Source organism: Porcipelethomonas ammoniilytica, assembly GCF_025567485.1.
GTDB classification, from domain to species: domain Bacteria; phylum Bacillota; class Clostridia; order Oscillospirales; family Ruminococcaceae; genus Porcipelethomonas; species Porcipelethomonas ammoniilytica.
The window spans coordinates 125229-137248 of the sequence record NZ_JAOQKH010000001.1 but is presented as its reverse complement, the minus strand read 5'-3'; the positions used below and the strand labels follow the sequence as shown (position 1 = coordinate 137248).

Below are 12020 nucleotides of genomic sequence, written 5' to 3'. Positions count from 1 at the left end.
TTTTATCATATTATTAAAAATAAATCAAATAAATTTTTTATAGATTTTCCCCAAACACTGCAATTGTTACATTGAGGTAACTATGTCACAAAAAAGTGCCTGCTTTACAATACCTGAAAACTGTGTTATTATAAAATCAAGGAAAAATATGAAGCGCTTCAATTTCCTGAAAAAGCATAAACCAGACAATTTTCAGGAGGTTTTTATGATGAATAAAAATATATTTAAAACAGTAAAGCTCAAAAAAGGCGAAATGAACATTTACGATTTCGGAAGAGTAAAGCTACATGCTTACAAAACCAATGATTTTATCGATGATGAGGTATTTGTAGTAGAGAAAAACGGCAAGGCAGTTATTATTGAGTCACCATGCTTCTTTGATAATAACAAGGAACTGTCAGAATATCTGAATGATCTTGAGGTTGAGGGAATGCTCATTTCTTACCACGGTGCAGGAGCAACGTTCCTGCCGGACATTCCTAAATATGCCACACAAAATGCAGCAGACTTTTCTTCAAACGGCGGCGGAAAAACTCTAATTGATAACTTTACCGATACATTCGGTGAGATTTTTGACAGATCAATTCACAAGATCACAAACTTCATTGAAGAGGGAAAAATCACAATCGGCGATATTGATTTTATTATCAAACAAACTAATGACGCATTCGATATTGAAATTCCGGAAATTAATACCGTTTATACACATATGCTCGGACACGATTGTCACTCTATCGTTGCAGGATCAGAGCATGCAGACACTATTATTACTCAGCTTAAAGATTATATTGCAAAAGGATATGATTTAATTCTAACCTCCCACTATACGCCGGAGAATTTGAAGGACGCAGAAACAAAAATTTCTTATCTAGAAAATTTAAAAATGATTGCCGATAGTTGTACAAATGCAGAAGAATTCAAGAATGAAGTACAAAAACAGTATCCTAATTACAACGGTGGAAATTATCTTGATATGACAGCAGGCTTTTTCTTTCCATAAATTCTGAATAACGATAAAATAAACCTCCTATGGTATTAATAAATGCCATAGGAGGTATTGTTATTATAAAAGTATATATACGTAATATCTGTTGCACTTGGTGCTCCCGAAGGATGGGTAATGGTTGCAACTATACCAGCCGACATTATTCAATATTATAGTTATACTTCAGATGAAGAAGAAGAATCAACAATATCTTTCTAAACGCTGAAAACGTCATATCTGTAACTCTTTGTTAACTTACCGTCTTTGTCAGTATGGTTTACTCATCGCCGTGAGCAGCATTTCAACTTCACATTTATATGAATTACTGACATTCTTTTTAGAATTAACAGTCTTTAAAGTAAACACATGGTTTAATGCGTTAACCACTTTACCTCATAATTATGATTATAAAGAAAGGTAGATTATAACACATTCTTTACTTAAAAAAGATAGCAGAATTTACAAACGGTATGATAAAATGTAATGGTAAACTTAAACTGGTACTGTGCGATAAAATTTCGCAGAGTATTGATTTAAAATCCAAAAAGGAGTTTTAAAATGAAAGCTAAAAAAATGTTTGCAGGTATTATGGCAATTACTATGCTCGGCACTGGTTTTACAGGATGCGGTACTACAGAAGATTCTTCTTCGAAGAGCAAAACAAACACCGAATCTTCCGCAGATTCAAAACAGTCGGATAATTATACTGATACAATAACACTTGTATGGTATCCGAATGAATCAGCAGAAGATTATCAGGAAGCCAGAAACGAAGTGGGAAAACTTATTGAACAGGCTACAGGCAAGACTGTGGAGCAAAAGCTGACTACAGATTATGCCATTGCCATAGAGTCTCTTTCCAATGGTACGGCACAGATCGGCTGCTGCATGGGTGCAGAGGGCTATATCCAGGCAAAGAACTCAAATGATGCGGTAAATCCGCTGTTTGTTCAATCCGGAGAATCCGGTACTCTTGATGACGCTCTTTATTACAGTTTCTTTGCAGTAAAGGAAGAAAATGCTGAACAGTACCTGGACGGCGATTCCTACAGCATTGAAAACATCAAAGGCAGAAAGATGTCTTTCGTGTCCAACAGTTCAACTTCCGGTTTTAAGGTTCCGACTAATCAGATCATCTCTCATTTTGCTGAAGATAACTTGATCGTAGATGATTTGCTTGAGGGCGGAAGCAATGCTTTCTTCTCAGAGGTGCTTTTCGGTGGTTCACATCAAGGCTCTGCCTTTAACCTGCTTTCAAACAAATGCGACATTGCTGCATTCTGTGACATTGAGCTTGCACCTTATGTTACCTGTACAGAGGGAGAAGCGGCTGCGACAGGTTCTGTTTATACAATTAATGATGATGCTAGCGCACCGTTCGATACCGTAACAGGTTCAAAGTTTACTGTAATTCAGTCAATTCCGGTGCTCAACGGTCCGTTTGCCTATAATGGCGATACGCTCAGTCCGAAGGATGTACAGTCCATTCAGGAACTGTTCACATCAGATGAAGTTGCCAATAATGAACTGATTTTTTATCCGGAAGGCGGTATGGGACTGCTTGAAAAGGAATCAGATAAAATGTGCTTTGTCACAGTAGAGGATTCATGGTATGACCCGATCCGCAACATGGAATCCTGAGGAGAGTATGTATGCCGATTCTTGAATTTCAGAATGTAAGCAAAGTTTATAATAATACTGCCACAGCACTTGACAATGTTTCCTTTTCGATTGATGAAGGAGAATTTGTATCAATAATAGGTCCGTCTGGTGCCGGAAAATCAACTGTTCTAAGGTGTATTAATCGTCTTATAGACGCAACCTCCGGCAATATTGTCTATGATGGGCAGAATGTTATGAAACTGAAAAAACGTGAGTTAAGACAGGTGCGAACAAAAACAGGAATGATCTTCCAGCATTATAATTTGGTGAACAGGCTTAGTGTAATTGAAAATGTACTTCACGGCAAACTGGGACAAAAATCCACAGTCTGTGGTGTTATAGGGGCATACAGCGAACAGGAAAAGGAACGTGCCTTTTCAATTTTAGATGAACTCGGACTTGCCGACCAGGCGTATAAGCGCTGTGATGAATTGTCCGGAGGACAAAAACAGCGTGTTGGTATCGCACGTTCAATCATGCAGGATCCCAAGCTTATTCTCTGCGACGAGCCGATTGCGTCCCTTGACCCAAGAGCATCAAAAGTAATAATGGATCATCTTCAGAAGATAAACCGTGAAAGAAAAATCACCTGTATTGTCAATCTGCACCAGGTTGATGTTGCACTGAAATATTCAGAAAGAATTATCGGTGTTTCAGCCGGCAAAATTGTCTTTGACGGCAGACCTGATGAACTGACAGATGATAAGATACACGCAATTTACGGTTCAGACGGCAGCGACCTGATAACTGATATACAGGGTGAAAAGTTATGAATGAAAGTGTAAAAAAAGTTTTCTTTAAACGAAAGATAACATATTTAGTTATCTTTGCAACACTGATAGCGATATATGTCATTTCTGCATCTGCAACTGAATTTCATTTAAGTGAGGGACTTGCCTCATTTCCGAAAGCAATGGCATGGATTGGACATAATCTCATGCCGGATGAAAAGGCAATGGAGCGTTTTCCGAAGATACTTGACAAGCTTATCGAAACGGCTCTGCTGTCAGTTGCAGTAACAGTAATTGCAGCAATATTTGCTTTCTGTTTCAGTTTGTTCGGTTCAAAGGCAACAGGCTTTAACGGAATTGTAAACCGTATTGTCAGAATCGTTGCAGCATTTTTCAGAAACGTTCCTGATGTTGTATGGGCAATGCTGCTGATGTTTTCTTTCGGGCAAAATATCCTTACCGGTTTTTTCGCTCTGTTTTTTACGACTTTCGGACTGCTTACACGTGCATTTATTGAAACCATAGACGAGGTTAGTGCAGCCGGAATAGAGGCGCTGAACGCCTCGGGAGCAAACTTTATCCAGACTGTTTTTCAGGCAATAATCCCGTCTGCAATGCCGGGAATAGTAACATGGATACTTTACATGATTGAAACGAATATCCGTAACTCCACACTTATAGGAATACTAACTGCAACGGGAATAGGCTATCTTTTTGACCTTTATTACAAAAGACTTGATTTCAGTTCCGCAAGCTTAGTCGTCGTTTCAATTATTGTGCTGGTGATTGCCATTGAGCTTGTTTCAAATCTAATAAGGAAGGTGATTTTATAATGGATCAGACAACACCTGTTCTGACCCAATACAGCGGAGTATGCAATGCAAGGCGAAAACGCAGCGGTAAAATAAAAATTGGAGTTCATAGCAAAAGCAACAGCGCTGTAAAAATTCTTATTACTGTACTCCTGGGACTTACAGTTTATGCGTTTATTTCCTTTGATTACAAGGAGATAGTGCTGGGTGAAGCAATTGCCGCCACTCTCAGAAACGTTAAAACTGTATTTTTAGAACCAAAGCTTTCTACCGACACATTCAAGAATGTGATGTATCAGTTATTCTTGACGTTTTGCCTTGGCACTCTTTCAACTATTTTCGGTGCAATTGCCGCCTTTTTCTGTTCACTGCTTTGTGCTAAAAATACTGCACCGTCCGGTGTGGCAAATGCTGTAAAGTGTGTAATTGCATTGATACGTGCAGTTCCTACCGTTTTGTGGGTACTTATTTTTGCAGTATCAGCAGGACTTGGAAGCGTGGCAGCAGTCATCGGTCTTACATTCCACAGCTTTGCTTATCTGACTAAGGTTTATGCCGAATCAATCGAGGAGATCGACGATGGTACTATCGAGGCGCTTCGTGCCAGCGGCGCAGGGTTCTGGCAGATAGTTTTTCAGGCGATCGTACCTGCCTCCTTAAGCCGCATGGTCGCATGGACATTTATGAGGTTTGAGATTAACTTTACTAATGCGATTGCAGTAGGCGCTGCTGCCGGTGCAGGCGGTATTGGATTTAATCTTTATATGGCAGGAAGCTTTTATTTTAATCTGCATGAAATGGGTATTCTTACATATATCGTTGTTATTGCTGTGGTAATGCTTGAAATGTTCTCGACCAAAATTAAGGAAAGGGTAAAATAAAACTGAAATGGAAAAGAAACGTTTATTTAAAATTCTTTCCAAAGCTGAAAGCGAAAAGGTAGCAGAGCTTGGAAAGAAAATACGGGATAAATATCCGGTCACGGTAATAAAAAAGCCGGAAAAGACTCTTGCAATGATAAAAATGCGTGAACCGGTGCAGAACAGTCTGTTTTATATCGGAGAGGTTATAATATCCGAGGCATCAGTTTCAATTGACGGAACTGTGGGCAGAGCAGCCGCTATGGGAGATGATTTTGAAAAAACACTGAATATGGCTGTAATAGATGCAGCCTGCAACAAGGGTATTTTTGAAGATGAAAAAATACTGCTTGAATGGGAAGCAAAACAAAATGAAATAACAGAAAAGGAAAATGCCATGCTGCAAAAAACAAAGGTGAATTTTCACTCTATGGATTCGGAGGTGACGGTATGAATACTCTCCACAATTTTGACGAGGTATTTGATACTCAAAGAGTATTCCGCAAGCTTCTTGAAGCTATGTCAAATCCGGGAAGAATTGTTTCGGTATCAGAAGAAAAGGACAGGCTTTTCGGAGACTTCCCATCATTTCTTGCAGTTGCAATGACGCTAATTGACAACGAAGTAAGCTTCAGCGCTGCTGGAAATAAGGAATTAAAACAAGACATAATGCTTGTAACCCTTTCCCCTGAAGCCGACACAAGGACGGCGGATTATATTTTTGTTACGGACACCGATATACTTCCGGAGATTCTTGAAAAGGCCAAGTTTGGTACGCTGTCCGACCCTCACTGCTCTGCGACAATTATTATACGTGACAACGGCGAAAAATGCATTAATGCTTGTCTTTGCGGTCCGGGGATAAACGGCGAAACAGAGATTTCCTGCTCGGAGGTATTCTGTACTGCTCTTGAACTGAGAGATACTCAAAATTACGAATATCCTCAGGGCGTGGATATGATCTTTATATCGGACAGCGGCGATATTACTGCTGTTCCAAGACTTGTGAAAAGGAGAGAAAGCAATGGCATATGTTGCAGTATCAGGCGGTGAAGAGGCGATCGAGGCAAGTATACGTCTGCTGGATTATTACAGAAGCGGTACAGGCAAGGATTTAGAGATTGACGCACTTGTACATAAATTCGGACTTCTGATTGACAAGGTTATGAGTGAATCGGGACTTTATGCAAAGGAGTATGCAGCGCTGGCTTTAAAGCAGTGTGAGGGTTCGCCCGAGGAGGCAGTCTTTCTGCTGAGAGCCTATCGTTCTACCCTTAAAAGAAGTCATTACACAAATGTTGCAGATACCGGGAAAATGCGCATTGTCCGCAGGATCTCAGCTGCATTCAAGGACATTCCCGGCGGACAAATGCTTGGTGCGTCCTATGATTACACTCATCGTCTTATCCACTTTGAGCTTGAGAATGAAAATGCCGCAGAGCTGCATAAAAAGTTTCAAAAAATCCTTGCAGAACAGACGCCGGAAAAAGTACAGTCCTGCGGACGGGTTTCCGATATGCTAAAGGACGAGGGGCTCATTGATCGTTTCCCTGAGAACAACACTGAACCTTATGACGTTACTGAAAAGCTGCTGGAATTTCCGGCACCGAGAAGCGCACGCTTGCAAACAATGACAAGAGCAGATACAGGATTTATTTCCGGTCTTGCCTATTCCGTACTCAGAGGATTCGGACAGGTTCATCCTACTGTGGGAGAGCTGCGCAGCGGTTACATTGAACTTGAAATCCCCTATCCCGATTCGGATAATGATACGATTTATCTGGGGGAAATTTTGATTACTGAGGTCGAAGCGTTTGCACAGTCCAGCGATAAAGATCAGTTAAAGCTTGCAAGCGGCTACGGAGCAGTATTCGGCAGAAATGAAAACAAAGCAATTGCAATGGCTGTTATCGACCGTGAAATCGAACGAGGCGGAGATTATGCGGCACAAGACGAGGAATTTGTACTTACACACGGAGACTGTCTTGAAATGAACGGTTTTATTTCACATCTCAAACTTCCTCATTATGTCACATTCCAGTCAAAGCTTGACGCAGTAAGAAAAACACGGAGGAAACAGGAAAATGAAGAACGCTGAAAATTATAACTACGCATTTTTAGACGAGGGTTCAAAGCGTGAGATACGCAGATGTATTCTTAAAGCCGTTGCAATTCCAGGCTATCAGGTACCTTTTGGTTCAAGGGAACTGCCCATAGGCAGAGGCTGGGGAACAGGCGGCATTCAGCTTACTCTTTCCCTTATCGGTTCTGATGACACGCTTAAAGTCATCGACCAGGGCAGTGATGAAAGCGTCAATGCAGTCAATATAAAAAAATTTGTAAGGCTTACTACAAATGCACAAGTCACTTCAGACACACACAAGGCAACGCTTATACAAAGCCGTCACAGAATACCGGAAATTCCTCTTGAAAACGATCAGATACTGATTTTTCAGGTACCTATCCCTGAACCGCTAAGAATAGTTGAACCGAGAGAGGAAGTAACCAAGAAAATGCACGCTGAAAAGGACTATGCACCGATTTGGTTACAGCTTTATGAAAGCATTATTCGATACGGCAAAGTAACAATTCCAACAGAATATCCATGTACGGTCGAGAACAGATATATCATGAACCCAAGTCCTATCCCGAAATTTGACAATCCGAAGCTGCATATGTCAAAATGTCTTTATCTTTTCGGCGCAGGGCGTGAAAAGAAAATCTATGCAATTCCTCCGTATACCAATGTTATATCGCTTGCTTTTGATGATTTTCCCTTTGAACGTGAAAGTTTTAAGGGGAAAAAATGCAGACTTTGCGGAAGTACAAATACTTATCTTGATGAACTCTTTGATTCAGAAACGGGAGAAAAATTTTATCAGTGCTCCGATACATCATATTGCAGGGAGGTGCGTCTGAATGCAGCTGAATGAAAAGCCTGTTTTGCAGGTGGAGAATCTTACAGTACGCTATGGTGAAGGCTGTCCTCACTGTAAGGAAAGCCTTGAAAAAAACCGCTGTACAGTATGCGGAACAGTATGGGCGGCAAACAATGTTTCAATTGATGTTTACCCTGGAGAAGTTCTGGGAATAGTCGGCGAAAGCGGCTCAGGAAAATCTACGCTTATGCAAAGCCTTTACTTTGATCTTGAACCGACTTCCGGCAGCGCATTTCTCAGCGGTTATCATAATGGTAAAGAAAGCATATGGAACGCCAGTGCCGCAGAAAAGCGAAATATAAAAAACTGCGTAATGGGTATGGTTTATCAGAATCCCGTTCGTGGTCTGAGAATGGATTATTCCGCAGCCTCAAATATTGCGGAAAAACTGATCGCAGCAGGAAACCGTGAAGCAGGCTTTATGACAGAACGTGCAAAGGAACTGCTGACATCTGTTGAAATACTTACATCAAGAATGGGTGAAGCGCCGAAAAATTTTTCAGGAGGAATGCAGCAAAGGGTACAGATCTCAAAAGCACTTGCAAACAATCCCTCAATACTGCTCCTTGATGAGGTCACAACAGGACTTGATCTTTCGGTACAGGCAAGAGTACTTGACCTGATACGCCGTATAAGAGCGCAGTACGGAATTTCTATCCTGCTTGTTTCTCACGACCTTGCGGTAATAAGAATGCTTGCGGACAGAACGGTTGTCATGCTGGACGGCAGAATTATTGAAAGCGGTCTGACAGACCAGATATTAGAAGACCCTCAGCATGCATATACACAGCAGCTTGTACACTCACTGCTGTAACAGGAGGAAGATATGATTGCAATAAAAAACGGACGAATTGTTACGCCCAATGAAATTATAGAGAACAAAACGCTTTTGATCCACAAGGATCGTATCATTAATATCTGCAATTCAGATATCAAGGCAAAAAAGACCATCAATGCTCACGGTGGATACGTCATGCCCGGATTTATAGACGTTCACTCTGATAAGATAGAACAGTTTATTTATCCACGCCCCACAGCACGTTTCCCCTTTGAACTTGCATTAAAGGAATGTGAAAAGGAACTTCTCCAGCTTGGTATCACTACCATATATCATTCCTTTTCACTGTATAAAGATGAACTTCTCGGTAAAAGTCCCCTTCGTACAAAGGAAAACGTACTGGAAATGGCGGAACTGATAGCGAATATACACAAGCGCCGTCATTTGATACATCACCGTTTCCACCTCAGAATTGAAATTGACAACATTGAAGCGTATGACATTGCAAAGGAAATGATGGAACGTGGACTGGTACACGAAATTTCCTTTATGGATCACACTCCGGGTCAAGGGCAGTACCGCAGCCTTGAGGTTTACCGTGATACCGTAGACAAATATCATGGCATGGAAAATGAGGCTATGACCTTTGAAGAAGTTCTGGAGCATCACAAGGAAAAGGGTATGCTTTCATTTGAACAGTTAAAAGAGCTTGCTGATATGGCGCATGAAAGAAACATTACTGTTGCATCCCATGATGATGATACTGTGGAAAAGCTGAAGATAAACCAGCGTCTGGGAGTTGACATAAGTGAATTTCCTATTACGGAAGATACTGCAAAAGCTGCCCATGACATGAATTTTTATACAGTTGCAGGTGCTCCAAATATTCTGCTGGGCGGCTCTCATTCTGGTAATATGTCGGCGGCTAACGCAATTGTCCATGGGTGTGCGGACATCCTCTGCTCCGATTATTTTCCTCAGGCGATTTTGCAGAGTCTGTTTATAATGCGTGATAAATACGGTCAGTCACTGCCGGAAATGGTAAAAAAAGTAACTCTGAATCCGGCAAAGGCAATGAGGATAGACAAGAATTACGGCTCTATTGAAAAGGGCAAAAAAGCTGATATTGTAATTGCTGATATTGTGGACGATTATCCGGCTATTACCCATGTTATTGCAGATGGAAAGCTTGTGTCAAAAATTAAATACAGGAGGCAGACGGTATGAACATTCTGAAATTAAACGGTCTTACCAAAAACTTTTTTCTGCATAATGCAAACCGTAAAATCCATTCCTGCCGGAACATAAGCTTTACTCTTGAAGAGGGAAAATTCCTTGGTATAGTGGGTCGCTCCGGAGCAGGAAAATCTACCATATTAAAATGTATTCACCGTACATATATCCCTACCGATGGTGAAATAATCTACAACAGTAAAGCGTTCGGAGAGATAAATCTGACTACTGCGACAGAACGTGAAATACTGTATCTGCGTAATCATGAGATCGGATATGTTTCGCAGTTTTTGAATGTTATGCCAAGAACTACTGCAAAAGAACACGTTATGAATGCGCTGACGGAAACGGGTCACAGCGCTCATGAGGCAAAGGAAAAGGCTGAGAAAATGCTTGATTATTTCCGCCTGCCCGAAAACCTGTGGGACATTTACCCCAACACATTTTCCGGCGGAGAACGGCTCAGACTTAACCTTGCCCATACCATGGTAAAGCGTCCCCGCCTTATGCTGCTGGACGAGCCTACCGCTTCTCTTGACGACCAGTCAAAGTTGTTGGTACGTGATATGATTTTAAGTCTGAAAAATGAAAACACAAGTATGATTGGTATATTTCACGATCTGAAATTCATGGACGGGATCTGCGACAATGTATTTAATATTTCGGAGGGAACTTTTGAATGATAAAAGCTGATATGCACATACACTCCACAGTATCTGACGGCAGCTTTACAATACCTGAACTTATCAGCCGTGCCAAGGAAAACAGTCTGGATGCAATAGTGATCACCGACCATGACACGCTTTCCCACTCAAAGCAGTTGCCGGAACATTCCGGAATAAGGGTGACTGCCGGAATAGAAATTTCCGCCTTTGATTATGAGAAAAATTTTCGTGTACATATTCTGGGGTATAACATCAGAAATATTGATTTGATTGAAAAGACTGTGCGTCCCACACTGGAAGCACGTCATGAAAATTCTCTTAAACAGATAGGTATTCTCAATCAGCACGGCTATGAAATTGATATAAACGATCTGAGAAAAGCCGACGGCAAATACATATACAAGCAGCATATCATGGAGAATCTTGTCAGACGTAAAAAAGCAGCTGAAATGTTCGGAAATTTCTATTACAGTACTTTTAAAAACGGCGGTATCTGCGCCTTTGATATCAGATATATATCCCCTCTAGAGGCTCTGAAAGCCATAAAGAATTCGGGAGGGCTTGCTGTTCTGGCACACAGTGGTCAGCAGCAGAATTTCAGCCTTATACCGGAGCTTGTTAAAAACGGTCTGGACGGTCTAGAGCTTAATCACCATTCTCATTCGCCCAAGGACAGGGAAACCATCAGAGAATACGCTGAAAAGTATTCTCTGTTCCTGACTGGCGGAAGTGATTTTCATGGTGAATTTGAACCGGCAGATGTTGACTTAGGCGATTTTATTGCCGAGCAGAGCGGTATAGAAAAAATCTTTGACTAAAGGAAGGTATTATCCATGATAAGAAAAGCAGTACCGGAAGATATGGATATAGTGTATAAACTTATCTCCGAACTTGAAGAATGCGAATTTCCGGAAAGTGAATTTAAACAAATTTATGATGAGATTTTAAACAGCAGGCAGCACTGCGTTTTCCTTTATGAGAAAAATTCAAAGGTTATGGGGCTTCTGCATCTTAGGCTTGAAAATCAACTGCACCATTGCGGCAGAACAGCGGAAATTATAGAACTAATCATTGAGGAGAGTCATCGTTCTGAAGGAATAGGGAGGTCATTAATTAATGCTGCTTTTAAATATGCTGTAAAACAGAATTGCAAGATTATTGAGGTAACAAGCAATCGTAAAAGAACAGCTGCACACCGCTTTTACCAAAAAAATGATATGGAGCTTACTCATTTTAAATTTACAACGGATACAGACAAGTTTTCATTATATAATTTGGGATTTGATATGCCCCTACAATATCACAGTAATCTCTAGAACAACGAAATAAAGCATCTAAACATTATGCAAATTTGT

At 40.8% G+C, this 12020-nt stretch carries 14 protein-coding genes; all 14 read left to right on the top strand.

Annotation, left to right across the window (positions count from 1 at the left end; genetic code table 11):
• Positions 1–205 precede the first annotated feature (205 nt).
• The 14 genes from OCV67_RS00635 to OCV67_RS00570 all read left to right on the top strand — a co-directional run bounded on the left by OCV67_RS00635 (position 206) and on the right by OCV67_RS00570 (position 11981).
• Positions 206–1000: a hypothetical protein gene (locus OCV67_RS00635; protein WP_262644126.1), complete on the top strand. Its 795-nt coding sequence runs from the start codon at positions 206–208 to the stop codon at positions 998–1000.
• 543 nt (positions 1001–1543) lie between these two features.
• Positions 1544–2626 (top strand): phosphate/phosphite/phosphonate ABC transporter substrate-binding protein, encoded by a 1083-nt coding sequence (locus OCV67_RS00630; protein ID WP_147641920.1) that lies wholly within the window; start codon positions 1544–1546, stop codon positions 2624–2626.
• An 11-nt stretch (positions 2627–2637) separates the two neighbouring features.
• Entirely contained in the window at positions 2638–3420 is a 783-nt protein-coding gene (gene phnC / locus OCV67_RS00625) for a phosphonate ABC transporter ATP-binding protein (RefSeq protein ID WP_147641919.1), read from the top strand.
• On the top strand, positions 3417–4211 hold the full coding sequence (locus OCV67_RS00620; protein ID WP_147641918.1) for a PhnE/PtxC family ABC transporter permease: 795 nt from the start codon (positions 3417–3419) through the stop codon (positions 4209–4211). Before phnC ends, OCV67_RS00620 begins: the two co-directional genes overlap by 4 nt.
• Entirely contained in the window at positions 4211–5071 is an 861-nt protein-coding gene (locus tag OCV67_RS00615; RefSeq protein WP_147641917.1) for a PhnE/PtxC family ABC transporter permease, read from the top strand. Before OCV67_RS00620 ends, OCV67_RS00615 begins: the two co-directional genes overlap by 1 nt.
• A gap of 7 nt (positions 5072–5078) precedes the next feature.
• Positions 5079–5504 carry a phosphonate C-P lyase system protein PhnG gene (gene phnG / locus OCV67_RS00610; protein ID WP_147641916.1) on the top strand — a complete coding sequence of 142 codons (426 nt, stop codon included), beginning with the start codon at positions 5079–5081 and terminating at the stop codon, positions 5502–5504.
• Positions 5501–6103: a phosphonate C-P lyase system protein PhnH gene (phnH, locus tag OCV67_RS00605; RefSeq protein ID WP_147641915.1), complete on the top strand. Its 603-nt coding sequence runs from the start codon at positions 5501–5503 to the stop codon at positions 6101–6103. Before phnG ends, phnH begins: the two co-directional genes overlap by 4 nt.
• Positions 6075–7148 carry a carbon-phosphorus lyase complex subunit PhnI gene (locus OCV67_RS00600; protein WP_147641914.1) on the top strand — a complete coding sequence of 358 codons (1074 nt, stop codon included), beginning with the start codon at positions 6075–6077 and terminating at the stop codon, positions 7146–7148. Before phnH ends, OCV67_RS00600 begins: the two co-directional genes overlap by 29 nt.
• Positions 7135–7983 carry an alpha-D-ribose 1-methylphosphonate 5-phosphate C-P-lyase PhnJ gene (locus OCV67_RS00595; protein WP_147641913.1) on the top strand — a complete coding sequence of 283 codons (849 nt, stop codon included), beginning with the start codon at positions 7135–7137 and terminating at the stop codon, positions 7981–7983. Before OCV67_RS00600 ends, OCV67_RS00595 begins: the two co-directional genes overlap by 14 nt.
• Positions 7970–8803: an ATP-binding cassette domain-containing protein gene (locus OCV67_RS00590; RefSeq protein WP_147641912.1), complete on the top strand. Its 834-nt coding sequence runs from the start codon at positions 7970–7972 to the stop codon at positions 8801–8803. The genes OCV67_RS00595 and OCV67_RS00590 overlap by 14 nt, the downstream gene beginning before the upstream one ends.
• Positions 8804–8815: 12 nt before the next feature.
• Positions 8816–9994, top strand: a complete 1179-nt coding sequence (gene phnM / locus OCV67_RS00585) for a phosphonate metabolism protein PhnM (protein WP_147641911.1) — start codon at positions 8816–8818, stop codon at positions 9992–9994.
• Complete coding sequence (locus OCV67_RS00580) at positions 9991–10683, top strand: phosphonate C-P lyase system protein PhnL (RefSeq protein ID WP_147641910.1); 693 nt, start codon at positions 9991–9993, stop codon at positions 10681–10683. The genes phnM and OCV67_RS00580 overlap by 4 nt, the downstream gene beginning before the upstream one ends.
• A complete protein-coding gene (locus OCV67_RS00575) occupies positions 10680–11483 on the top strand; it encodes a PHP domain-containing protein (protein ID WP_147641909.1) in 804 nt (267 codons plus the stop codon). Before OCV67_RS00580 ends, OCV67_RS00575 begins: the two co-directional genes overlap by 4 nt.
• 15 nt (positions 11484–11498) lie before the next feature.
• The gene (locus OCV67_RS00570; RefSeq protein ID WP_147641908.1) at positions 11499–11981 is read left to right on the top strand and encodes a GNAT family N-acetyltransferase; all 483 of its coding nucleotides are present in this window, start codon (positions 11499–11501) and stop codon (positions 11979–11981) included.
• Positions 11982–12020: the final 39 nt, after the last annotated feature.

What these genes read in the sequence shown, in the direction of transcription:
- phnG (WP_147641916.1), top strand. Translation starts at nt 5,079, where the DNA reads ATGGAAAAGAAACGTTTATTTAAAATTCTTTCCAAAGCTGAAAGCGAA.
- phnC (WP_147641919.1), top strand. Translation starts at nt 2,638, where the DNA reads ATGCCGATTCTTGAATTTCAGAATGTAAGCAAAGTTTATAATAATACT.
- OCV67_RS00635 (WP_262644126.1), top strand. Translation starts at nt 206, where the DNA reads ATGATGAATAAAAATATATTTAAAACAGTAAAGCTCAAAAAAGGCGAA.
- OCV67_RS00575 (WP_147641909.1), top strand. Translation starts at nt 10,680, where the DNA reads ATGATAAAAGCTGATATGCACATACACTCCACAGTATCTGACGGCAGC.
- OCV67_RS00600 (WP_147641914.1), top strand. Translation starts at nt 6,075, where the DNA reads ATGGCATATGTTGCAGTATCAGGCGGTGAAGAGGCGATCGAGGCAAGT.
- OCV67_RS00615 (WP_147641917.1), top strand. Translation starts at nt 4,211, where the DNA reads ATGGATCAGACAACACCTGTTCTGACCCAATACAGCGGAGTATGCAAT.
- OCV67_RS00590 (WP_147641912.1), top strand. Translation starts at nt 7,970, where the DNA reads ATGCAGCTGAATGAAAAGCCTGTTTTGCAGGTGGAGAATCTTACAGTA.
- OCV67_RS00595 (WP_147641913.1), top strand. Translation starts at nt 7,135, where the DNA reads ATGAAGAACGCTGAAAATTATAACTACGCATTTTTAGACGAGGGTTCA.
- OCV67_RS00620 (WP_147641918.1), top strand. Translation starts at nt 3,417, where the DNA reads ATGAATGAAAGTGTAAAAAAAGTTTTCTTTAAACGAAAGATAACATAT.
- OCV67_RS00570 (WP_147641908.1), top strand. Translation starts at nt 11,499, where the DNA reads ATGATAAGAAAAGCAGTACCGGAAGATATGGATATAGTGTATAAACTT.
- phnM (WP_147641911.1), top strand. Translation starts at nt 8,816, where the DNA reads ATGATTGCAATAAAAAACGGACGAATTGTTACGCCCAATGAAATTATA.
- OCV67_RS00580 (WP_147641910.1), top strand. Translation starts at nt 9,991, where the DNA reads ATGAACATTCTGAAATTAAACGGTCTTACCAAAAACTTTTTTCTGCAT.
- OCV67_RS00630 (WP_147641920.1), top strand. Translation starts at nt 1,544, where the DNA reads ATGAAAGCTAAAAAAATGTTTGCAGGTATTATGGCAATTACTATGCTC.
- phnH (WP_147641915.1), top strand. Translation starts at nt 5,501, where the DNA reads ATGAATACTCTCCACAATTTTGACGAGGTATTTGATACTCAAAGAGTA.